Below are 22541 nucleotides of genomic sequence, written 5' to 3' on the forward strand. Positions count from 1 at the left end.
AGCGTAGAAACTTATAGCTTTTCTGCAACCAGGTTGGTCAGGCGGACCAGCTGGGAGGTGTAGCCCCACTCGTTGTCGTACCAACCCAGAACCTTAACCAAGTTGCCATTGGAAACCTTGGTCATGCCGGCGTCGAAAATGCAGCCGTTCGGAGAGGTTACGATATCGGTAGAAACCAAGGGATCCTCGGTGTATGCGAGGGTGTCCTTCAGCTCGCCTTCTGCTGCTTCCTTGAGTGCGGCGTTGATCTCCTCGACGGTGACGTCGCGGGAAGCGGTGAAGGTCAAGTCGGTGGCGGAACCAGTGATGACAGGGACACGCATTGCGTAGCCGTCCAGCTTGCCTTCCAGCTCAGGAAGAACGAGGGATACGGCCTTTGCGGCTCCGGTGGAGGTAGGTACGAGGTTGACAGCTGCAGCGCGGGCGCGGCGCAGGTCCTTGTGAGGAGCATCCTGCAGACGCTGATCACCGGTATAAGCGTGAACGGTAGTCATCAGGCCCTTTTCCACACCGAACTTGTCATTGAGCACCTTAGCCATAGGAGCCAAGCAGTTAGTGGTGCAGGAAGCTGCGGAAATAACGTTGTGATTAGCTGGGTCATAGGTGTCGGAGTTAACACCGTAGACGAAGGTAGCGTCAACTTCCTTACCAGGAGCGGAAATGATGACCTTCTTGGCGCCGGCCTCGATATGAGCCTTTGCATCGTTACCGTTGGTAAAAAAGCCGGTGGACTCGATAACCAGATCCACATCCAGCTCGCCCCACTTCAAGTTCTTCGGGTCCTTCTCATTGAAGACCTGGATGCGGTTGCCGTTGACGGTAATAGAGTCATCGTCGTAGGTAATCTCACCATCGAAGCGGCCCAGTACGGAGTCGTACTTCAACAAGTTAGAAAGCGTCTGGTTATCGGTCAAGTCGTTGACGGCGACGATCTCCAGATCGTTGCTGGTCCGGTTAACAGCATGGAAGAAATTACGGCCAATGCGGCCAAAGCCGTTAATTCCTACGCGGGTAGTCACTGTAAATCTCCTCTAAGAGTCGAGTAATAATACTGTGGGCCTACCGCGGGTCCTTCAGATAATTTACTGCTCTGGGGGTGTAAGGTCCCCGAGGCTTTGCCCAACAATGCTGATTCTACAGAGCCTGCAGAAAGTGTGCAGTGACATTCATGTGTGACCGCGCTTCATCTGAAAGTTTCCTGATTTAAGCGTACAATTTTTCCGAGTGTTTTTGTTTCTTTTGAAAAAATTGGCTGCTCAAGCCCGTTTAGGTTTGTTCATGTGTACTTTACGTCATTGATGTGCGATATATCACTAAATGGAGTCATTCCCCGTTTGCCAGCACACCGCTCGCCATGGAAGCAAAGAAATAAATTATCTTGACCCAAATCACACGCTAGGGTTTGTAACGCGATATGCTTGCGCTAACTCACTGTGTTGCAGGTAGCACTCGGGCATTCGCCGGGCGCTAATCTCTCGCCTGAAACGCGTGGGCAACAATTAAAGTCCCCGCAGACCGAATGCGACTGCGATAGTACCCCCGTTAGAATCGAGGATACTCAATGTTTGAGATAAATACCTCTGTTGTGGGAGGCAGCCTTGGGCTCACCGCGCTCGTGGCAATTCTCCCCCTCGTGGCCTTCTTCATCATGTTGATGGGCTTCAAAGCCCGCGCACACACATCTGGAGCCGTCGCCCTCGCGACCTCTATCATCCTCGCCATCGTAGCCTTTGCGATGCCCGTGGATATGGCACTGTCCTCCGCAGTCCGTGGCGGGCTCTTCGGCCTCATGCCCATTGTATGGGTCATTATTACGGCAATTTGGTTTTATGAAATCACGGTCGCCTCAGGCCGGTTTGAAGATCTGCGCAAGACCTTCGACCTCTTAGGCGATGGCGATATTCGCATCCAATCGATGCTCATCGCCTTCTGTTTCGGTGGGCTCCTTGAAGCCCTCGCCGGTTTCGGCGCTCCCGTGGCCATCACGGCCACGATGATTATTGCGCTTGGCGTCAAGCCGCTGCGTGCAGCAACGGTGGTTCTTATCGCTAATACGGCGCCGGTGGCCTTCGGTGCAGTGGGCATTCCGGTTACCACCGCGGGTGAGGTCGGTGGGCGTACCGCCGAGCAAACCCAAGATATTGCCGGCCTCATTGCCCTGCAGGTCTTGGTCATCGCCGCGACCGTCCCATTCCTCATCGCGTTTATCCTGGACGGCATACGGGGCGTGAAGGAAACAGCGCCCGCCGCCGCAGTAATCGGTATTTCCTTCGCGGGAGCACAGTGGTTCACCGCAACCTTCTTTGCCTACCAGCTCACCAACGTTATTGCCTGCATCGTATCCTTGGGTGCTGCCTTCGTCTTCCTCCGCGTATGGAAACCACGGGGCGTTACCCAGCTGCGTGAGCGGATGGAATTGCCCGCCGCGGAAACCGCTTCCGATCTCAATGGTCGCCGCATTTGGATGGCCCTGCTGCCCTATGCTGTCGTTACCGCAGTATTCGCCATTGCTACCGCAGTCCCGGCAATCTTTGGGTTCTGGAAGCTGAAATTCGCGTGGCCGCTGCTCAATGGCACTGTCATCGGCACCAACGGTGAGGCTATGGACACCAGCTTTAGCTTCAATGTCTTTGGCAACCCCGGTACCTTGCTGTTGCTCTCTGGCATTATTGTGGCCTTTGTTTACCACTTCTGGAATGAAAACGGCCGGTACAAGCTCAGCTTAGCCAAACCCGTGCAGGCTTTTGGGGAAGTTGTCAACCGCATGAAGTTTTCCGGGCTGACCATCGTCCTGGTTCTCGCTTTGGCTTACACGATGAATTACTCCGGACAGACCATCGCTATCGGTGAATTTGTATCCTCCGCCGGCTCCATCTTCGCGCTATTCGCGCCCGTGCTGGGCTGGATTGGTACCGCGGTTACCGGCTCCGATACCTCCGCAAACGCGCTTTTTGGCAATCTCCAGGTCGCCGCTGCTGACCGCATTGGTGTCAACCCTGACCTCATGCTGGCCGCAAATACCTCCGGTGGTGTTGTGGGCAAGATGATTTCGCCACAATCGCTGGCCATTGCGGCAACCGCCGTATCCATGGAAGGCAAAGAATCTGTCATCCTGAAAAGCGTCGTGGGCTACTCTATCGCGTTCTTGGCCGTTGTCTGTGTCATCGTCTTCTTGATGACCAACGCCTTGGGCTTCTTGGTTCCATAAAGCGTCGCCACCACCGGTTATAAGCGCCTAAGCCGCAGCCAGCTCCCATTACCCTAGGTGTTGGCCGCCGCTGAACATACCAGGTGGGAAGGATAGCTACTGAGTAGTTTTCCTTCCCACCTGGTGTGGAGCAAATATCCGAATTCGGTCTAAGCCAGCGGCTAAGAATCTCCAAAAAGATCGTCCGAAACAGACTCATTGGTATCAGGGATATCGAGTTCTTCGGCCCGCTTATCTGCCATCGATAATAGCCGCCTGATACGTCCGGCCACGGCGTCTTTGGTCATGGGAGGTTCCGCTAACCTGCCGAGCTCTTCCAACGAGGCCTCGCGGTGCTGCACGCGCAAGCGGCCGGCATCCGCCAGATGCTCAGGAACATCATCCCCCAGAATTTCCATCGCCCGCTCCACGCGCGCTGCGGCGGTCACAGCGGCTCGTGCCGAGCGGCGCAGGTTCGCATCATCGAAGTTATCCAACCGGCGCGATGTATCGTGCGCTTCGCGCTTTACCCGCTTCTTTTCCCAGGACAGGCGGGTAACTTGAGCGCCCATTCGGGTAAGCAGGGCACCAATGGCATCACCATCGCGGACGACAACCCGATCTTCGCCCCGGGTCTCTTTAGTCTTCGCGGAAATCCCCAGCCGCCGTGCGCACCCAACGAGTGCTAACGCAGCCTCTTGGCAGGGACATGTTACCTCCAATGCGGAAGAACGCCCTGGTTCCGTCAGGCTGCCGTAGGCAAGAAAAGCACCCCTCCAGGCTGCTTCACTATCGGCCACTGTTCCGGAAATAACCTGCGGAGGAAGCCCCACCACGGCATGACCGGAACGGGTAACCAGGCCCAGTCGCCGAGTAAGCTCCTTCGCGCCCTTGGTAATACGCACGATAACGCGCGATTTTTTCACCGTGCCCGCAGAACCAACCTCGTGGCTTTCTGCTTCAATCCCATAAAGCTCGTCCAAAGCCACAATGATGCGCTGCGCAATAGACTGGTTATCCAGCTCGAGCTCGTAGCTCATGCTCTCCCCAGAGACGTCTACTTCTCCAGCAAAGCGCAAAATCGATGCTAGCTCTGCAGCGCGCGCAGACTGACGAGTCACGTCAACCGCCGCTAGTTCTTCTTTGACCTGCTCGGTCAACGGTGTGATCACCTAGTTCGCCCCATTTCTCTGTCCCAATCACGAATCACGCCTGTGCAATGCACGGTCCCACGCCCACCAAGTACTGCGTAGGAAACGGAATTCTCAAATTTTACCGTGCCCCGCGCATTGCATACCCGATGGCCTGATCTTAGCTAGGTCCGCCGGTACTCGTTATAAAGATCCACGATGACAGATGAAAGTTTTTCAGGATCGTGTTTCGTTAGTCGCTGTCCATTGTCACCTTGAATACTGACATCCGCAAACACGGCGCGTGCACCCAAAGCTTGCGCGGCACGCTGCACATATAACCGTTCGCTTTCGTTCGGCAGGGCTGCCGCGTCCACCACTATGCGATCGATGCGCAGATCCGGTGCGTGACGGGCCAGCACGTGAACATGACGTTCCGCGGAAAAGCCTTGAGTTTCTCCTGGTTCGGCTGTCAGGTTGAGCATCACGACGCGCAATGCAGTGGATTTAGATATGGCTCTAACGATTTCCGGCACCAAAGTATGCGGCAATACCGAGCTGAACCAGGAGCCCGGACCGATGGTGATTAGGTCAGCCTGCTTAATAGCCTCCAGCGCTGCTGGGTTCGCTTGCGGGGCTTCAGGCAGAATCCGCACGCGCCGCACATGTCCCGGCGTCGAAGCCACAGCTACCTGGCCGCGCACCTGGCGCATGACCCGGGGGTCATCGTCCAGTCCTGAAACATCAGCCTCAATTTCTAAGGGATGCGGAACCACCGGGATGACCCGACCGTGCGAGTGGGTAAGTTCCGCGACTGCGTCCAGGGCGGCCTGGTAATCACCCAATACCCCCGTCAAACCCGCAATCATGAGGTTGCCCACGGCGTGCCCCGCCATGGCGCCATTACCGCCGAAGCGATGCTGGAGGGTTTTGCCCCACAGGTGGCCTACTCGATTGTCATCGGCCAGCGCCGCCAGAGCCATGCGAAGGTCACCAGGTGGAATAATATCCAATTCCCGGCGCAAGCGCCCCGAGGAACCGCCATCATCAGCAACCGTCACGATAGCGGAAATATCTGCTGCATTGCTGTGCCGAGCGGATAAAAGCGTTTGATAAAGACCATGGCCGCCGCCAAGGCAGACCATATGAGAAGGATATTTCATACAGTTTTTGATTCTCCTTAGCCCTAGTTGCGGGCGATATCGCGGTGCAAAATGCTCACGTCGAGGGTGTCATTGGCGCGCAGGCGTTTGGCAATGTCTTCTGCTACCGCAACCGAGCGGTGATGCCCGCCCGTACAACCGACGCCCACAGTGATGAAGTTCTTGCCCTCGTGCCGGTATCCCTCCAGCATGGTAGAAAACATGGCAACAAAATTGTTCACGAAGTTTTGTGCAGCTGGTTGTGACAGGACATAATCGGCCACCGGTGCATCGGTGCCGCGGCAACCGCGCAGTTCCGGAATCCAATAAGGATTGGGCAAAAAGCGTACGTCGACAACGATATCCGCATCGCGCGGGGAACCATTCTTGAATCCGAAGGATTCCACCGTAACGTGCTGGTTGGTATTTTGAAATTCACCAAACGCGGCCTCGATCGCCCGGCGCAAATCATGGATCGAGAGGTTGGTAGAGTCAATAATAATATCCGAACGGCCCCGAATTTCCGCTACCGCCTGGCGCTCGCGTTGAATGCCCACTTTCAAAGTGTCGTCGCCCTGCAAAGGGTGGGTACGCCGCACGGAGTCAAAGCGGCGGATGAGCACATCATCGCGGGCATCAAGGAAGAGTACGGTAGGTTTCATATCCAGTGCAGTTAACTCATCAATGGTTTCCATGAGCGAGCCGGGGAACATACGGGATCGCACGTCGGTTACCGCCGCTACTTTTTCGACTGGTGTTTCTTCTTGCTTACACAGCTTCCACAGATCCACTATGGCCCGGGGCGGAATGTTATGCGCCACATAGTAGCCTTTATCCTCAAAAACCTTGGCAGCGGAGCTCAACCCGCCGCCGGACATACCGGTAATTAAGATGGGCGGAGTGTCGAAGTGCGTCATGCCCACTAGTCTAGCGTTTTCCCATTCTAGACTTCTGCCAGCGGGCTCCTTATTCACGGAGTGTCGTGCAAATTATCGTAGACGGTTTGTGCCAATTTCGGCCCGAATCCATTGACCTCGCAAATCTCATCTACCGTGGCAGCCGTGAGTTTTTTAACGGAACCAAAGTGCTTGACCAAATCCGTCCGGCGTTGCGGTCCAAGTCCCGGAATTGCATCGAGCACCGAGGACCGCATCCGCTTAGACCGTTGTTGCCGGTGATAGGTAATGGCAAAGCGGTGTGCCTCATCGCGAATTTGCTGGAGCAAGAATAGGGCCTGCGAATTGCGCGGCAAAATCACTGGTTCATCATCGCCTGGCAGCCAAATTTCTTCCAAACGCTTGGCCAAGCCCACGAGGGTGACATCAACGATGCCCAGTTCATCAAATACCTCTTGCGCGGCCGCCACCTGGGGTGCACCACCGTCAACGATAAAGAGCTGCGGAGGATAGGCAAAGCGGCGCCCTGCCTCGGTGGATTCCTCTGCCACCTTTTCTTCTGCGAAGGAAGATTCTTCCTTTTCCTCATCCGGATTCGCCAATTTATCTTGGTTATGCCGCTTAAACCGGCGCCGCGTAATCTCCGCAATGGAACCAACATCATTGGAATGCCCGTCCCCGGCTGCCTCTTTGATGCGGTATCGCCGATAATCGGATTTTTTCGGGATACCATCTTCAAAAACCACTAGGGAGGCAACAACATCAGTGCCTTGGATATGCGAAATATCGGTGCACTCGATGCGCAGTGGCGCATGGTCCATTTCCAAGGCATCCTGAATATCCTGCAGCGCCGCAGAACGCGCGGTAAGGTCACCGACACGCTTGAGTTTATGCTGGCGCAGCTGCTCCTTGGCGTTCTTTTCCACAGTATCCATTAGGGAGCGCTTATCACCCCGGTGAGGAACGCGGAGATCTACGCGTGCGCCACGCAACTCTTCCAAGAGCGCTACCACTTGGTCAGATTCCTCCGGCATCGCCTGCACTAAGATCTCGCGCGGTATGACGTGAACATGCCGCTGTTGCGTGTGCGATTCCTGGTCCACACCACGCCGCGGCACATCCGCAGCTAAAGCCGCATCCTCGCGAGCTTCTTGCTCCTCTCGCTCCACGGCATCCGAGTAAAATTGAATGAGAAAATTTTGCACTAGGGCGGGCAGGGCAGGATCGATCTGATCCTCCTCAATCGGCTCAGACGTTGCTTGATCACCGGCGCGTTCTACGACCCACCCACGCTGGCCACGAATCCTGCCGCTGCGTACGTGAAAAATTTGGACGGCGGCTTCCAATTCATCGGAGCTAAACGCAATCACATCGGCATCGGTCCCATCAGCAAGGACAACTGCTTGTTGCTCCATAATCTTGTCGATGGCCCCAAGGTCATCGCGCAACCTAGCCGCGCGTTCAAATTCTAGGTTTTCGGCGGCCGCCTCCATGTCTTTGACCAGCTTGCGCCTTACCCCAGCGGTGTTGCCATTCATGAACGAGACTAACTGGCTGACGGTCTCGCGGTGTTCTTCTTTGCTTACCCGCCCGATGCAAGGGGCATCGCACTTGCCGATGTAGCCTAAAAGGCATGGGCGCCCCAGCCGCTCATGCCGGTTATATACGCCTTTAGAACAGGTGCGCATTGGAAAGACGCGGGTGAGGAGGTCCAGGCTTTCCCGCACCGCCCACGCATGGGAATAGGGGCCGAAATACCGCACCCCTTTGCGCCGGGGTCCGCGGTAGAAAAAAGCGCGCGGGATGACCTCGCCCACCGAAACGGCAAGCATAGGATAGGTCTTGTCGTCTCGGTACATGACGTTGAAGCGGGGATCGAACCTTTTGATCCAGGTATACTCCAGCTGTAGCGCTTCAACCTCGCTGGCAACAACCGTCCACTCCACCGAGTTAGCAGTCAATACCATTTGCCGCGTGCGCGGGTGCAGCTGCGTGATGTCTTGGAAATAGCTCGACAGGCGTGCTCGGAGGTTTTTGGCTTTGCCGACGTAGATGACACGCCGGTTCTCATCGCGAAACTTATATACACCCGGCTCCGTTGGAATAGTTCCCGGAGCGGGGCGATAGGTTGTTGGATCTGCCAATGGTTAATCCTGCGGCATGTATTTAGCTTCCAGTTCGCGGAAGTCGCGGACTTTTGTTATCACCGTATCCTTATCGCCGGCCTGCAATGCCCACACCGGCACAGCCTCAAATTCAGGCAACTCCAGGAGGGCCATACGCTGGCCGATGGGAAAGGATAGCCCGTACACCACCTGCCACGGATAAAAACGTGTGCCAACGATATTGCGCACCTCTACCCCATCCTCGTTGGCCTGTAACCGCGGCCGGTTTAGCGCAATCCACGATAAGATGGAAATCACTACGCCCACACCAGGGAAAGCGAATTTATCAATGGTAGTCACGTGCGCACCGGTAAAGGAAATATCGAGCGTGATACCCATAAAGATATGAATAGCCATGACTAAAATGACCCAGCCGATGGCGATTTTGCGCAAGAACGGGGACTTGGCTGTATATTCCCACGGCTTTAACGTGGTCTGTGCAAAGGGATCCGCACTGGTGTAGGCCAATACCTGCGCATCACTTAGCGGCCGGCGCGGTTGGGATTCATTCGAGCCTGTGGCCTCATTCATGTGCTTACTCCTCTGAAAGTCCTGCCTGTCTGTAAGCGATCAGGATTTCTATCGGCCTGGTTACTGATTTTCTACAGCTAGTTTACGCAATTGCAACGCGGTGTCTAAAGCTGCGATCATAGACTCCGCACCCTTGTTTTCCGCGGAGTCGGGAAAACCCGCGCGTTCGATGGCCTGCTGCTGGTCATTGACAGTCAATACCCCATTGCCGATTGGCGTCGATTCATCAAGGGAGATACGCGTTAGGGCTTGGGTAACAGAATCACAGACATAATCGAAGTGCGGAGTGCCCCCGCGGATGACGCAGCCTAAGGCAACCACGGCATCGAACTTCCGCGCGGCTGCTTGGACAACTACGCCCAATTCTAGGCAGCCCACGACTCGGAACTCCGTGACCTCTGCCCCATTTGCACGCGCCGTCTCCACCGCCTGCTGGTGCAGCTGATTACAAACTTCCTCGTTCCACGTTGCGGTCACCACCGCAACGTGGAGGCCGCGCGCATCCACCTGGGCGATAGCGGGTAAGCCTTCTTTACTCATTTGCCTCATTCTCCTTCCTGCTGTGCATCCCACTGTGCCACCTGTGGAAGATTGTGGCCCATGCGGTCGCGTTTGGTCCGCAAATACCGAATATTATCGGCGTTAGCGGCGATGGTAAGTGGGGTATGCTGGCTGACTTCGATGCCAAATCCAGCGAGCCCTTCGCCTTTGTGCGGGTTATTGGTCAACAGCTGTGCCGATTCCACCCCCAGATCTCTCAGGATCTGGCCTGCCACAGAATACTCTCGGGCGTCTTCTGGCAGCCCTTGTTCCAGATTGGCGTCTACCGTATCCCACCCTTCATCCTGGAGCCGATAAGCTTGAAGTTTGTGCACCAACCCGATTCCGCGGCCTTCGTGGCCACGCAGGTAAATCACCACCCCACTACCGGCTTCTTGCACCCTGCGCAGGGATTCCTGCAATTGAGGGCCGCAGTCGCACCGGCGCGACCCAAAGACGTCACCGGTAAGGCACTCAGAGTGGACGCGCACCACAATATCGCGGGCTCCGCGAAGCTGCGCGGGATCACCCGCTATTAAGGCAATATGCTCCTGGCTATCAATGTCATGGCGGTAACCAATCGCGGTAAATTCACCATGCTCGGTGGGCAGGCGGGTTTCCACCGCGCGCTGAGTTTGCACTTCATGGTGGCGGCGCCATTCAATAAGCTGCGCGATAGAGACTAAGGCGAGGCCATGCTGATCAGCAAAACGGCGCAGTTCTGGCCCGCGGGCCATATCCGTCGGATCCTCTTCTGACACTACTTCGCACAACACGCCAGCGGGGCGTAGACCGGCAAGGCGCGCCAAATCGACGGCCGCTTCGGTGTGTCCGTTACGCTCCAGCACTCCGCCGGACCGTGCGCGCAGGGGAACCACGTGGCCGGGTCGCGTAAAGTCGCTGGACCGGGTCGATGCATCAGCCAAGCGCCGAATGGTTTCCGCGCGAGAGGCCGCAGAAATTCCGGTAGAACCCGTCGCCGCATCCACGGTAACTGTGTAGGCGGTCTGGCGCACATCTTGATTCTGCGCCAGCATCGGGGGCAAATCGAGCCGGTGGCAATCTTCCGGTAATAACGAGGCGCAGATATATCCGGAGGAATACCGCACCATAAACGCGACCAGTTCCGGGGTTGCTAGTTCTGCGGCAAAAATCAGGTCCCCTTCATTTTCCCGTCCCTCATCATCCATGACGATGACCGGCTTTCCGGCGGCAATCTCCGCAATGGCGTGATCGATGGCATCAAACTGGATGCTCTCTTCAGTCGCGAACATAACCTAGCAGTCTAGTCCTTTGCTTGAGGAATTCCGGATTCGAGGTGCAGCATCTTTTCTACGTACTTCGCCAGCACATCCACCTCGAGGTTGACAACATCACCGACCTGCAATTCGCCGAGCGTCGTCTCCCGCAAGGTGGTGGGAATGAGGGAGACCTCGAACCAATCCTCCCCTACAGCGCTCACCGTCAACGACGTGCCATCGACCGCGATGGAGCCCTTTTCCACCACATACTGGGCTAGAGTGCCGGGCAAGCTAAAACGCAGCACATCCCAATGCTCTGAGTGCGCGCGCGAGATCAAGCGCGCGGTACCATCGACGTGGCCTTGCATAATGTGTCCACCCAGCCGCGTGGTGGGTAGTAATGCCGGCTCGACATTTACCCTAGTGCCCTCTGTCAGCTGGCCAAGTCCCGTCCTGTTCAACGATTCTTGCATCACATCGGCGCAGAAAATATCCCCATCCAATTCCGCGATGGTAAGGCATACACCATTGATGGCGATGGAATCGCCTAAACGCGCGTCATCGATGGTCTGCGGCGCGCGGATGCTCAACCGCAGTGCATCCGCCTGCGGCTCTAGTGCGGCTACCGTGCCTAGCTCTTGTACTAGCCCTGTAAACAATTAATCCCCTTGTGCTTTTCTTTGAAGTATCTAATCTCTTAACACTCGCTCCGCGCCTCGTATTCGACGAGGACATCGGGCCCGAGGGTGGTGCTGCGTACGGTGGTAAAACGTGGGGCATCGGCAAGCGTATGCGCCACCGCATGCGCCAAAATTCCGCGCCCCTCGCCTAGCAAGATAGGGGAAATATACGCCTCCAGTGCGTCCACGGCACCGGCCTCAATGAAGCTCTGGGCCAGACCCGCCCCGCCTTCTACCAAGACGTAACGGGCACCACTGGCATATAGCTCCTTAAGCGCATGCTCAATACTGTCATATTGTTCAAATCCCAGCTGCTGCAGGTGAGAGGTCTTCTCACCCGCGGACTGAAGGTCGCGCGAACCTATGACTACGCGGCGCGGCTGGTGCTCGCGCAAACTCCCATCACCATAGCGCGCGGTAAGCGAGGGATTATCAGCAAGCGCGGTGCCGGTGCCAATGATGATGGCATCGCGCCGCGCCCTATCGGCATGCACCCGCTCGCGAGCTTTGGGGCCGGTGATCCATTGGCTCGTGCCATCGGCCGCAGCAGTAAACCCATCTAGCGTCTGCGCAAATTTTAAAGTAACGTGCGGGCGCTGCAGCTTTACAGCGCGACACCAGGGAAGCACGGCGTCTTCAATACCATCTGGTGCGCTAATTTGGCCCACCTCGACGCCTGCGGCAGCCAAGGCCTGCGCGCCCCCACCGGCTTCAGGCGTAGGATCCGCATGCAGGTAGAACACGCGGGTAATTCCGGCATCGATAAGCGCTGCAGCACAAGGTCCTGTCCTTCCCCAATGTGCACACGGCTCCAAGGTAACCACGGCCGTGCCGCCGCGGGCCTTTTCGCCAGCCGCACGCAGCGCCATAACTTCCGCGTGGGCGCTACCTACCGGCTGGGTCGCGCCGCGCCCCACAACGGCACCGGTTGCGGATAAAATCACCGCGCCCACGGGCGGATTGGGGCTCGTAGTTCCGCGCACCGCCGCACCGGCCTGCATGGCCTGGACCAAGGCCGCAGCCACGGTTGTTGCATCCGTTGCGCCGGCCATTATGAACGCGCCGCAAGCGCGCGCAATTGCTCCACCGCCTGCGCTGGATCATCGCTGTTGAATACAGCCGATCCCGCCACGAAGCAATCGCATCCGGCCGCCGCAGCCAAGGCAATTGTCTCCGTATCGATGCCACCGTCGATTTCAATGATGGTATCCAGATTCTGCCGGTCAATGCTTTCACGCAGGGCGCGGACCTTATCCAGCATGGCGGGCATAAACTTCTGGCCGCCAAAACCTGGTTCCACAGACATAACCAACACCTCATCAAAGTGATGCAGTTTGTCCAGCCACGGCTCGATGGGCGTATCCGGTTTGATGGAAAAAGCCGCCCGCGCCCCCAAATCCCGGATCTGGCGGGCCAAGTCGACCGCAGCTACTTCATCATCCACCGCCTCCACGTGGAAAATGACGGTGGTGGCGCCAGCCTCGATATAGGTCTTTACCCATTTCGCTGGCTCCTCAATCATCAGGTGCACATCGAGCGGCTTATCCGTGGACCTTTTCACCGTGGCCGTAATATCCGGGCCAAAGGAAAGATTAGGGACAAAGTGCCCATCCATGATGTCTACATGGATCCAATCCGCGTTGGAGATAGCCTCTAGTTGTTCACCCAGGCGCGCGAAGTCAGCAGCCAAAATTGACGGAGAAATAAGTGGTGCAGGCATATTGTTAATCCTAGCGCCCTTCTTCATCGCCGCGCCGCAATACCGCCATGAACATAGCGTCGGTGCCGTGCCGGTGCGGCCACATTTGAACGGATTTTTCTTTCCCTACATTGCCCATGTCTGGGATAAATTCCCGGGCATCTAGCTCCTGGGCACCCAGTTCTTCTACCGCCCGGTCCACGATGGCGCGGGTTTCACGCAAGTCCGGCGAACACGTGGAATACACCACGACCCCGCCCGGCCGTACCAGCTGCAATGCAGAAGAGACAAGCTCAAATTGCAATATCGAAAGCTCGGCAATATCGGATTCAGATTTTCGCCACCGCGCCTCTGGGCGGCGCCGCAATGCGCCCAGCCCCGAACACGGCGCGTCCACCAAGATGCGGTCGAATCCCGATCCTATTTGCGGGTTACGGCCATCGGCCACGTGGACGGTCACCGGCAACCCTTGCACGGTCTTTTCAATTAGTTGTGCGCGGTGGGGTGATACTTCCACGGCATCAACGTGCGCGGACTCGATGCGCGCCAAGGCCCCCATCAGGGCCGCCTTGCCGCCCGGGCCCGCACACAGATCGAGCCAGCGGCCTTGGTCGGTACCGTTGACGGGTACCTCGCAGACAGCGCGGGCAATAAGCTGCGAGCCTTCATCCTGCACCGCGGCCATTCCTCGCTGGACCGGTTCCAATTGCCCTGGGTCCCCGGAGTCCATATAGACCGCATAGGGCGAATAGGTACCTTCCTCATTTCCGGTGATCAAGGCCAATTCCTCGGCCGAAATTTCGCCTGGCCGTGCTACCAAATGCACAGTGGGGCGCTCAGAATCCGCCGCTAAGGCAGCTGACAATTCCGCGGGGTCCAATACGCGGGCAAAAGATTGCGCAATCCACGTCGGATGCGCATGCCGAAAGGCCAAGCCTGCAATTTCTCCTTCAGGGGCTAGTCGCTTTAGCCACTCATTCGGCGGTGTCCGGGCAATGGTGCGCAAAATGCCATTGGCAAAACCTTTAGCTCTTTCTTCCCCGCCCGCGACGACGAGCCGAACGGCGGTATCTACTGCCGCGTGGGCTTCCACGCGCGTATAGAGCACCTGGTAGGTACCCAAGCGCAGGGCATCAATGACCACCGGCGAAATCGCGTCTAACTCGCGCGTAGAACACTGCGCGATCACCGCATCGAGCACGCCCAAGGTGCGCAGCGTGCCATAGGTGATTTCCGTGGCAAATGCCGCATCCCGGCCGCTGAGTTTTTGCTTGCGCAGTGCCTTGGGCAAGACGAGGTTGGCAAACGCATCTTCTTCGCTCACCCGGCGTACCACATCGAAGGCCACGGCGCGGGCCGGATCCACACCCTGGTCGATGGCAGCATGCACGAGGGACTTTCCCACGGCTGCGCCCTGTGCGCCCACATTCCTGTTATCACGGTTGGCCCGGTTGCGCTGGCGTTGCGCGCCGCGCCCGCCCTGGGCTGGCCCACGTTGGCCCCGCCCCCGGTGTGCCTTGCCTGCCTGGGGTGCACCGTTCTTGCCATACTGTTTAGCGCCCGGCGCCTTATCGCCAGACTTACTGCGGGAGCGGAATCCACCAGTCACTGGAAACTCACCTCTGCATTCTTTCCTAATCCACGCGCCCAATCGGCCGCATTCATCATTTTTTTGCCCGGTGGCTGAATCCTATCCAACTGCACCGGGTGCGTTGCAGTTCCGATGTACACCACATCCTTGCTAATCAACGCCTCGCCCGGTGCCAGGTGCTTGTCGATGCCCTCGGTGAGAAGCACCGGGCCGATTTTCAGGCGGGCATCCTCAAGCAGCGTCCATGCACCCGGGCTCGGGGTGTGGGCGCGGATATGGCGGTCAACGGCACAGGCCGGCTGCGCCCAGTCGATGCGGGCTGCGGCAGTCGATATCTTCGGTGCATAGGTAGCTTCCCCACTTTGGGGCTGCGAATCCAGCGTGCCGGCCGCCAACCCATCCATGGTAGCTACCAGGAGATCCGCCCCGGAATACGCTAGCCGGGTGAGCAGGTCATCCGCGGTATCCTTACCGATGATACCCTCTGTAACCGTGCCGAAGACCGGGCCCGTATCCAGGCCTTCTTCGATGCGAAAAGTGGAGGCACCGGTAATATCATCGCCTGCCGCAATCGCTGCCTGCACCGGTGCCGCACCGCGCCAGGCAGGCAAAAGGGAAAAATGCAGGTTGACCCAACCATGCCTCGGCACGTTCAAAAGATCCTTGCTAATAAGATTGCCGTAGGCCACAACCGGGATGGCCTCTGGCTGCAGCTCAGATAGGCGCTGGCGCAGGTTATCGCCATCCTCTGTACCGGGGCGCAGGGTGGCCGGGGTTAGCACCTCAATGCCGTGTTTTTGGGCCAGTACCTTCACCGGGCTTGGGTGGAGGCTACGGCCCCTGCCCTTCTTGGCATCAGGCCGGGTTATGACCGCTACCACTTCGTGGCTTGAAGCCAGTAATTTCTCCAATGCCACCAGCGCCGGCTCGGGTGTGCCGGCAAAAATAATCCGCATACTGGATGACTCTCCTCGAGGTCTCGGGTGAAAATTCTAGGGTACAACGCCCCTGCCTGCATTGCCGAAGCTCGCCTACCCCGGGTAGTTAAACCAGTCGGCTTCGCGGATTGTGCGCATGGCAGCCTTGCGATCGGCATCACCGAGCCGCCGCAAAAACGGCACCCCATCAAGATGATCGGTTTCATGCTGAATGCACCGGGCCAAAAGGCCCGAAGCCACCATCCCCATCGGTCTGCCTTCTACATCGCGCCCAGAGACATATACCCGATTGTGCCGCGATGTTTCGGCGTAAATCCCGGGAATGGATAGACACCCTTCCGAGCCGTTCTGCATATCCTCTCCCAGAGGCATCCACTTAGGATTAATGAGGGTCCCGCGTAGTCCGGCCTGGGTATGCGAACAGTCATAGACAAAGATGCGTTTGAGGATGCCCACCTGGTTCGCAGCCAGCCCCACTCCACCGGCAGCATCCATAGTCTCCAGCATGTTCTGCGCAAGCATGCGAACGTTGGAATCAAAGGCAGTGATCTCTTCGGCCCGAGAACTTAGAACGGGATCGCCATATAGCCTGATATCTAAAACCGCCACTAATTCTTCCCTTTCTCATTTAAGAACTGATCGCTTAAGTCTATGCAAACCTCTAACCCACGTGAATAGGATCGACTGTGATGCGCAATGGCAATTCATCCTTTCGCGCGCTACGCGCCGCATTAGCCCTGCGCAATGCGCGCCCCAGCTGTGACCGCGACCCCAAAGGGGCGCGGACCACCAAGCGTTGCGGTGGGCCGAAGCGGTCCATATCGTATTCTCCGGGGAGACTATCTCCTGGTGGAAGCGGGACCGGGCCGAGAACCTCAGCGTGTTCTGGCAGATCCACCACTTGCGCGAAGGAATCCAAAGCCGCGTCCGCTCCATCGATGGCGGCAAAGTGCACGGCCGGTGGAAAGCGCACCTCGCGCCGGGCGCGCAATTCTTCTGCCGCGGCAGCGGCCATATCCCAGCTCATGAGGTGGCGTACGACGGAAAGTTTTGGATCCGCGGCAATAATGACGCGCCCGCCCTTAAAATGTGGCTTAACCATGGTGGCCGCCTGAGCCCATTTGGCCAGGCAGTCCTCGGTGGCGCGCAAGTCTTGCCGGTTTAATAAGGCGCCCGCGTCCAAGAAGATCGCCGCGCCATACGCACCGTCTTTCACCCGTGGCTCTGCTCCCGGGGTAGCAATCACTAAAGCTGGCGTATGTTCAATCGCGCCCACTATTTTATTGCCGCCGGAGACCACGACGGGCGTATTGGGAAAGGCGCGCCCCAATTCTTCTGCGGTACGCTCAGAACCTAATACGATGGCGCGCAAGCGCGGCGAACCGCACTCGGTACAGCGGTGATTGCCAGCTATGCGCCCACACCAGCGGCACGTGGGCATGACGGCTTCCTCGCCTGATCGCTCAGAATTCGGGGGCAATCCTAAAGGCCCATTACAGTGCCGGCACCGTGCAGGACAATGACACTTTCCGCACGCCACGATGGGCGCATAACCCTTGCGTGGGACTTGTACAAGCACTGGTTCACCACGTTCGAGGGCCTGCTGCGCTGCCTGGAAGGCTGGTGCTTGCACCGAGGTGGTACCGCCCTCCAGCTCCCGGGAAATGGACAGCCCATAAGTACCAATGGCGGAAATCACCGGCCGCCGAGCCTCGATGGTCGAAGCACTCGGTACGAGGTCGTGTGCCCACCCCGAATCCACCAGTAATTGGGTTTCTGCCGTGCGCGAATGGTTGGCCACAATGAGGCTGCAATTTTCAAAGGCGGAACGGGTGGTAAGCACCTCTCGGGCATGGACGTAGGGCTTGATATTGTCCACCAAGTTATCGTTCCCGTCATCAAAAATGACGGCCAACTGCAGGTTCTCCACGGGAGTAAACGACACCGAGCGCGTACCAATAACTATCCGCGCTTGCCCCATTAAGGCGGAAAGATAGCGGCGATAGCGCGCCTGCGGGCCTATACTGTTAGTAAGCACCGTAATTTGTTTCGGCCCCACAATAGCGCGCAAAGCGTTGTCGAGCGCGTCAACCACCTTTTGGTCAGGGACGACGATGAGGACCCCTCCTCCGCCCAGGGCAACCTTGGCGGCTAAGGCCGCTAGGGCATCTTCCCACTCATCGCCAGGAGCGATTTGCCACGCAGCGCGGGCTAGTCTCCCACCTAAAATGGAATCAACGAAGGTTTCACCATGCTGATAGGCAGACCACCCGGATAAATCGGGTTCACTAGTTGCGCCGAGTTCCTCCCACGGGGTATCCAAATCTGCTTCTTCTGCCTTGGCATGTCGCGGCGGAATGGCGGAACGAATGATATCGGCGCAGGTTCCGCCATAGCGATCCGCGAGGGCCTCCACCAACCGGGACAGCTGCGGTGGGTAAACCTGGAATGGCGAAATGACTCGCTCAATAAAGCGCAGCTGCCCGCCAAAGTCAGAATCATGCTTGCGCTCGACGATGATCGCATCTACCAAACGTCCACTAAACCGAATGCGCACCTTCACCCCGGCTTGGGCGCTGTTAGATTCGGACTCGTCCACCAGATAATCAAAGCCGCGATCGAGATGGGCAATTCCTAAAAGAGGCAACACCCGCGCGACCGGTTTCCGGGCAGCGGGTGTTTTCTTCGGCATAAGCTCGTATTCTACAGACCGACGGCAGCGCGCAATTCCTCCACCCGATCCAGGCGCTCCCAGGGCAGGTCAACATCGGTACGACCAAAGTGTCCATATGCGGAGGTCTGCCCGTAAATAGGCCGCAGCAGATCCAGCTCGCGGATGATGGCGGCGGGGCGAAGGTCGAACACCTTTTTGACGGCGGCCTGGATTTGCTCATCGGTCAACTTCTGCTTCGCAGTACCAAAAGTCTCAACATATAGGCCAACTGGCTTAGCTCGACCAATGGCATAAGCCACCTGCACTTCTGCGCGGTCCGCCAGACCGGCGGCGACGATATTCTTGGCTACCCAGCGCATGGCGTATGCCGCAGAGCGGTCCACCTTGCTCGGGTCCTTGCCGGAAAAGGCGCCGCCGCCGTGGCGGGCCATGCCACCGTAGGTATCCACAATAATCTTGCGTCCGGTAAGGCCTGCATCGCCCATGGGTCCCCCCAGGGTGAAAGAGCCGGAGGGGTTGACCAAAAGGTTGGTCTCATCGGTGTAATACTTATCTAGACCAGCATCCTTAATGACCCATTCCAGCACCTCGTTGCGCAGGTGGGTTCTGAGCCACTGACTATCAACTTCTGGATCGTGCTGGGTGGAAATGATGACTGTATCAAGGTGAAACGGCTCATCGTTTTCGTTATATGCGAAAGTTACCTGAGTCTTGCCGTCCGGGCGCAGGTGTTCCACGATGCCCTCTTTGCGCACCTGGGCCAGGCGCCGGGATAGACGGTGCGCCAAGGCGATGGGCAATGGCATGTACTCCGCGGTTTCATTCGACGCGTAGCCAAACATCAGGCCCTGGTCACCCGCGCCAGCGGTATCATTTTCTTCGTCATAATCCGCGCCCTGATCACGCGCCTCGGTGGAGGTATCCACACCTGCACCAATTTCCTGTGACTGCTCACCGATGGCGATGTTGACGCCACAGGTATTGCCATCAAAGCCCACATCAGAAGAGATAAAACCGATGGACTTTAGTGTCTCGCGCACCAGCGCCGGAATTTCCACGTAGGCGTTGGTGCGAACTTCACCCACGACGTGCACCTGACCTGTGGTAACCATTGTTTCCACGGCGACGCGGGACTTCGGATCCTCATCTAAAAGTGCATCCAAGATGGCATCCGAGATGGCATCACAGATTTTATCCGGATGCCCCTCAGTAACGGACTCGCTCGTAAAAAGACGAGCCTCGACTGCAGCGTTATCAGTCACAAAAACTTCCTTTTGACTATTACGTATTCGATACGGAGGCATTGCGCCCCTACTCATCATACGGCAACTCTAGACCAAGCGGTCTATAAACGCAATATCTAATTTCCCAGCTCAATCATTTTCTCCACGACCCCGAGAATCTGCGCCGCTACCACGTGCTTAGAACCTTGCTCTACTCGTAATGGTTTCTCATATCGCTGCAAGATCCAGCCCTCACTATTTTCTTGGCCGAATATCATGCCTCGGCCAACTTCATTGGCCATCAGGAGATCGCACCCTTTGCGCGCAAACTTTTCTTCTGCATACTCCAGTGCCGAAGAATCAGCATCCCCGGTCTCCGCCGCAAAACCGACGATGACGCATTTTTGCGGTACATCACCCTTCTGGCGCGCTGCAACTAGAGCTTTCAAGACGTCTGGATTTTCTACCATCTGCAGCGCAGCAAGCGCATCATCCATCTTGCCCTTCTTAATTTTGGAATCGGCTACGTTTGCTGGCCGGTAGTCCGCGACCGCCGCTGCCATGATGACGATATCGGCGTCGCGGGATGCCTCGCGCATTACGGTTTCCAAATCTCGCGCAGAAACGATGTGCCGGAGTGTGGCCCCGCTAGGCACCGGCAACTTTGTCGTGTTGCCAGCCACAATCGTGACATCCGCACCCTTGTGCGCAGCCACCTCTGCCAGCGCAAATCCCTGCCGTCCGGAGGAACGATTGCCTAAGTAGCGAACCGGATCCAACTCCTCTTGGGTGCCGCCAGCAGAGATGACAACCTTCAGCCCGGACCAGCTGTGGTTAATGTGAAAGCCGGCGAGCTCAGTGCGTACTATATCTGCAATCTGTTCTGGTTCCGGCAGCCTTCCTGCGCCAGTATCTTTACCAGTAAGACGTCCGTGAGCAGGTTCCATGACGGTAATTCCACGGCGCCGGAGGGTCTTCACGTTGTCTTGTGTCGCTGGGTTATTCCACATTTCGGTATGCATAGCGGGTGCGACGATGATAGGACACGTCGCCACAAGCACAGTCGCCGTCAGGAGATCATCAGCACGTCCCGCAGCAAGGCGCGCAATCACATCGGCCGTGGCAGGAGCGATGACCACAGCATCGGCCTCCTGCCCCACGGCGACATGTTGAACGGATTCTACGGCGTCGAAAACACTGGTCGAAACGGGATTTCCAGATAAGGCCTCAAATGTAGCGGCTCCCACGAAGTTCAATGCACTCTCTGTAGGGACTACGCGGACATTATCGCCATGTTCTTTAAAATTGCGCACCAAATGGCAGGCCTTATAAGCGGCGATGCCACCGGCAACGCCCAGCACTATATTCCGGGCAGAATTTGAATCAGTCACATCGCACAATCGTACCGTCCAAGCATGACTAGAGCCCCGTTCAACCATCACGTGGAGATTTACACTAGTAAAACCAGATGAGGTTACTGGAACGGGGCTAATGTGAGGTACAAGATGCACACGCGAAAGCGTGTGCTAGCTACTTGCCTTCCTCGTGGTCCAATAGACTTGCGTCGATCTCGCGCAGCGCAATGGACAGTGGCTTCTCGCCGGGTTCTGGGTTGACCAGCGGGCCCACGAACTCAAAGACGCCTTCATCTTGCTCTTGGTAGTAGCTATTGATTTGCCGCGCACGCTTGGCAGCAAAAATCACCAAGGCGTACTTGGAAGAAACCTTGTCCAACAGCTCATCGATTGGTGGGTCTGTGATACCAATCGGCTCATCAAATACCGGTTCCGGCTTTGCGGATTCAGTGTTAGAAGGGGTGGTCACGTTAGTCACATGCACCTTTACATTGGTTGAAGATGGTCAAAAGAAGATTTTATCCTCGCAGGATATCACTAATGGCGGCCACTGCCTCATCTAGGTTTTCATTGACCACAATGTGATCAAACTCGTCCTGCGCAGCTAGTTCCTCGGATGCAGTGTGCAACCTACGATCAATGACGTCTTGCGGTTCGGTGCCGCGACCAGTCAGGCGTTTTACCAACACCTCCCACGAAGGAGGTGCCAAGAACACCAAGTCCGCTTCCGGCAGAGCCTTCCGGACACTACGCGCACCGGCCAAATCGACCTCAACGAGCACCGGGCGCCCCGCATCCAAAGCCTCTTCTACGGGGCGAGCAGGCGTTCCGGAACGTTGCAATCCGCCGTGAATTTCTGCCCATTCGAGCATCTCGCCGGCATCTATGCGTTCCTGGAACACCTCTGGGGTGACGAAAAAGTAGTCAACGCCATCTTTTTCCCCGGGGCGGGGCTGGCGCGTAGTCATAGACACGCTAAAATACAGCCCCTCGACGTCATGCCGTAGACGCGACACTACGGTGGACTTACCCACTGCGGAAGGACCCGCCAACACGACGAGGCGACCGCGTGCAGTTGCGTCAGCCATGGACGTGATTATTCGTCGCCGTAACCGAAGCGCTCAAGAAGAGCACGACGCTGCCGCTCACCCAGACCGCGCAGGCGACGGGTCTGTGCAATCTCCAGATCTTCCATAATTTCCTTGGCCTTGACCTTGCCAACCTTAGGCAGAGCCTCGAGGAGTGCAGATACCTTGGTCTTGCCGATGATCTCATCGGTCTCTGCCTTTTCCAGCACATCCTTTAGGTCGGTCTCGCCACGCTTAAGCGCAGCTTTGAGCTCAGCGCGAGCCTTGCGGGCCTCAGCGGCCTTTGCGAGAGCTTCCTTGCGCTGCTCATCAGTCAACTTTGGAAGGGCCACGAGTTTCCTCCGATTCATTAAATTGCTTCTATTACTTCTGGCACTGGGTACCAGATTCCGGATGCCAAACGCGATGGAAATACCGCGGAAAGTTACCCTGAACCTTCGAGCACACCGACTTCTGATCAT

21 protein-coding genes are annotated in these 22541 nt (G+C 57.1%); 1 reads left to right on the forward strand and 20 read right to left on the reverse strand.

The features are described from left to right. Positions 1-11 precede the first annotated feature (11 nt). Positions 12-1019, reverse strand: coding sequence for a type I glyceraldehyde-3-phosphate dehydrogenase (gap, locus tag D9V82_RS01910; protein ID WP_121910716.1), 1008 nt, complete (start codon positions 1017-1019; stop codon positions 12-14). Between the two features lie 542 nt (positions 1020-1561). Here gap and D9V82_RS01915 point away from each other — a divergent pair. Then, positions 1562-3208 (forward strand): L-lactate permease, encoded by a 1647-nt coding sequence (locus D9V82_RS01915; RefSeq protein WP_121910717.1) that lies wholly within the window; start codon positions 1562-1564, stop codon positions 3206-3208. Positions 3209-3369: 161 nt separating this feature from the next. Here D9V82_RS01915 and whiA read toward each other — a convergent pair whose 3' ends face one another. The 19 genes from whiA to mihF all read right to left on the reverse strand — a co-directional run bounded on the left by whiA (position 3370) and on the right by mihF (position 22412). Next, a complete protein-coding gene (gene whiA, locus D9V82_RS01920) occupies positions 3370-4359 on the reverse strand; it encodes a DNA-binding protein WhiA (protein ID WP_238995899.1) in 990 nt (329 codons plus the stop codon). 143 nt (positions 4360-4502) lie between these two features. Beyond that, complete coding sequence (locus D9V82_RS01925) at positions 4503-5480, reverse strand: gluconeogenesis factor YvcK family protein (RefSeq protein ID WP_121910718.1); 978 nt, start codon at positions 5478-5480, stop codon at positions 4503-4505. Between the two features lie 23 nt (positions 5481-5503). After that, complete coding sequence (gene rapZ / locus D9V82_RS01930) at positions 5504-6376, reverse strand: RNase adapter RapZ (RefSeq protein WP_121910719.1); 873 nt, start codon at positions 6374-6376, stop codon at positions 5504-5506. A gap of 53 nt (positions 6377-6429) precedes the next feature. Then, a complete protein-coding gene (gene uvrC / locus D9V82_RS01935) occupies positions 6430-8499 on the reverse strand; it encodes an excinuclease ABC subunit UvrC (protein ID WP_121910720.1) in 2070 nt (689 codons plus the stop codon). 3 nt (positions 8500-8502) lie between these two features. Further along, positions 8503-9051 carry a PH domain-containing protein gene (locus D9V82_RS01940; RefSeq protein WP_121910721.1) on the reverse strand — a complete coding sequence of 183 codons (549 nt, stop codon included), beginning with the start codon at positions 9049-9051 and terminating at the stop codon, positions 8503-8505. A gap of 60 nt (positions 9052-9111) precedes the next feature. Next, positions 9112-9591, reverse strand: a complete 480-nt coding sequence (gene ribH, locus D9V82_RS01945; RefSeq protein WP_121910722.1) for a 6,7-dimethyl-8-ribityllumazine synthase — start codon at positions 9589-9591, stop codon at positions 9112-9114. A 5-nt stretch (positions 9592-9596) separates the two neighbouring features. After that, on the reverse strand, positions 9597-10865 hold the full coding sequence (locus D9V82_RS01950) for a bifunctional 3,4-dihydroxy-2-butanone-4-phosphate synthase/GTP cyclohydrolase II (RefSeq protein WP_121910723.1): 1269 nt from the start codon (positions 10863-10865) through the stop codon (positions 9597-9599). 11 nt (positions 10866-10876) lie between these two features. Then, on the reverse strand, positions 10877-11491 hold the full coding sequence (locus D9V82_RS01955; RefSeq protein WP_121910724.1) for a riboflavin synthase: 615 nt from the start codon (positions 11489-11491) through the stop codon (positions 10877-10879). 38 nt (positions 11492-11529) lie between these two features. Continuing rightward, positions 11530-12564 carry a bifunctional diaminohydroxyphosphoribosylaminopyrimidine deaminase/5-amino-6-(5-phosphoribosylamino)uracil reductase RibD gene (gene ribD, locus D9V82_RS01960; RefSeq protein WP_121910725.1) on the reverse strand — a complete coding sequence of 345 codons (1035 nt, stop codon included), beginning with the start codon at positions 12562-12564 and terminating at the stop codon, positions 11530-11532. Further along, on the reverse strand, positions 12564-13232 hold the full coding sequence (rpe, locus tag D9V82_RS01965) for a ribulose-phosphate 3-epimerase (RefSeq protein WP_167449710.1): 669 nt from the start codon (positions 13230-13232) through the stop codon (positions 12564-12566). Before rpe ends, ribD begins: the two co-directional genes overlap by 1 nt. A 10-nt stretch (positions 13233-13242) precedes the next feature. Next, positions 13243-14820 carry an RsmB/NOP family class I SAM-dependent RNA methyltransferase gene (locus D9V82_RS01970; RefSeq protein WP_121910727.1) on the reverse strand — a complete coding sequence of 526 codons (1578 nt, stop codon included), beginning with the start codon at positions 14818-14820 and terminating at the stop codon, positions 13243-13245. Continuing rightward, the gene (gene fmt, locus D9V82_RS01975) at positions 14817-15758 is read right to left on the reverse strand and encodes a methionyl-tRNA formyltransferase (protein ID WP_121910728.1); all 942 of its coding nucleotides are present in this window, start codon (positions 15756-15758) and stop codon (positions 14817-14819) included. The genes D9V82_RS01970 and fmt overlap by 4 nt, the downstream gene beginning before the upstream one ends. A 75-nt stretch (positions 15759-15833) precedes the next feature. Further along, a complete protein-coding gene (gene def, locus D9V82_RS01980; RefSeq protein ID WP_121910729.1) occupies positions 15834-16349 on the reverse strand; it encodes a peptide deformylase in 516 nt (171 codons plus the stop codon). 52 nt (positions 16350-16401) lie between these two features. Continuing rightward, a complete protein-coding gene (locus D9V82_RS01985; protein WP_121910730.1) occupies positions 16402-18432 on the reverse strand; it encodes a primosomal protein N' in 2031 nt (676 codons plus the stop codon). Positions 18433-18443: 11 nt separating this feature from the next. After that, complete coding sequence (metK, locus tag D9V82_RS01990) at positions 18444-19676, reverse strand: methionine adenosyltransferase (RefSeq protein ID WP_167449711.1); 1233 nt, start codon at positions 19674-19676, stop codon at positions 18444-18446. Between the two features lie 98 nt (positions 19677-19774). Beyond that, positions 19775-21076, reverse strand: coding sequence for a bifunctional phosphopantothenoylcysteine decarboxylase/phosphopantothenate--cysteine ligase CoaBC (gene coaBC, locus D9V82_RS01995; protein ID WP_183122448.1), 1302 nt, complete (start codon positions 21074-21076; stop codon positions 19775-19777). Positions 21077-21167: 91 nt separating this feature from the next. Then, positions 21168-21470 (reverse strand): DNA-directed RNA polymerase subunit omega, encoded by a 303-nt coding sequence (gene rpoZ / locus D9V82_RS02000; RefSeq protein ID WP_121910733.1) that lies wholly within the window; start codon positions 21468-21470, stop codon positions 21168-21170. A gap of 40 nt (positions 21471-21510) precedes the next feature. After that, positions 21511-22080: a guanylate kinase gene (gene gmk, locus D9V82_RS02005; RefSeq protein WP_121910734.1), complete on the reverse strand. Its 570-nt coding sequence runs from the start codon at positions 22078-22080 to the stop codon at positions 21511-21513. Between the two features lie 8 nt (positions 22081-22088). Beyond that, positions 22089-22412, reverse strand: coding sequence for an integration host factor, actinobacterial type (gene mihF, locus D9V82_RS02010; protein WP_121910735.1), 324 nt, complete (start codon positions 22410-22412; stop codon positions 22089-22091). Positions 22413-22541 lie beyond the last annotated feature (129 nt).

Origin of the sequence: Corynebacterium macginleyi, from assembly GCF_003688935.1 — a bacterium.
GTDB classification, from domain to species: Bacteria; Actinomycetota; Actinomycetes; order Mycobacteriales; family Mycobacteriaceae; genus Corynebacterium; species Corynebacterium macginleyi.

Bases quoted from the DNA above. Each gene is read 5' to 3' on its own strand.
- D9V82_RS01925 (WP_121910718.1), bottom strand. From the start codon at position 5,480: ATGAAATATCCTTCTCATATGGTCTGCCTTGGCGGCGGCCATGGTCTT.
- fmt (WP_121910728.1), bottom strand. From the start codon at position 15,758: ATGCGGATTATTTTTGCCGGCACACCCGAGCCGGCGCTGGTGGCATTG.
- D9V82_RS01940 (WP_121910721.1), bottom strand. From the start codon at position 9,051: ATGAATGAGGCCACAGGCTCGAATGAATCCCAACCGCGCCGGCCGCTA.
- coaBC (WP_183122448.1), bottom strand. From the start codon at position 21,076: ATGGTTGAACGGGGCTCTAGTCATGCTTGGACGGTACGATTGTGCGAT.
- rpe (WP_167449710.1), bottom strand. From the start codon at position 13,232: ATGCCTGCACCACTTATTTCTCCGTCAATTTTGGCTGCTGACTTCGCG.
- D9V82_RS01950 (WP_121910723.1), bottom strand. From the start codon at position 10,865: ATGTTCGCGACTGAAGAGAGCATCCAGTTTGATGCCATCGATCACGCC.
- ribD (WP_121910725.1), bottom strand. From the start codon at position 12,564: ATGGCCGGCGCAACGGATGCAACAACCGTGGCTGCGGCCTTGGTCCAG.
- gmk (WP_121910734.1), bottom strand. From the start codon at position 22,080: ATGGCTGACGCAACTGCACGCGGTCGCCTCGTCGTGTTGGCGGGTCCT.
- D9V82_RS01985 (WP_121910730.1), bottom strand. From the start codon at position 18,432: ATGCCGAAGAAAACACCCGCTGCCCGGAAACCGGTCGCGCGGGTGTTG.
- rapZ (WP_121910719.1), bottom strand. From the start codon at position 6,376: ATGACGCACTTCGACACTCCGCCCATCTTAATTACCGGTATGTCCGGC.
- D9V82_RS01915 (WP_121910717.1), top strand. From the start codon at position 1,562: ATGTTTGAGATAAATACCTCTGTTGTGGGAGGCAGCCTTGGGCTCACC.
- ribH (WP_121910722.1), bottom strand. From the start codon at position 9,591: ATGAGTAAAGAAGGCTTACCCGCTATCGCCCAGGTGGATGCGCGCGGC.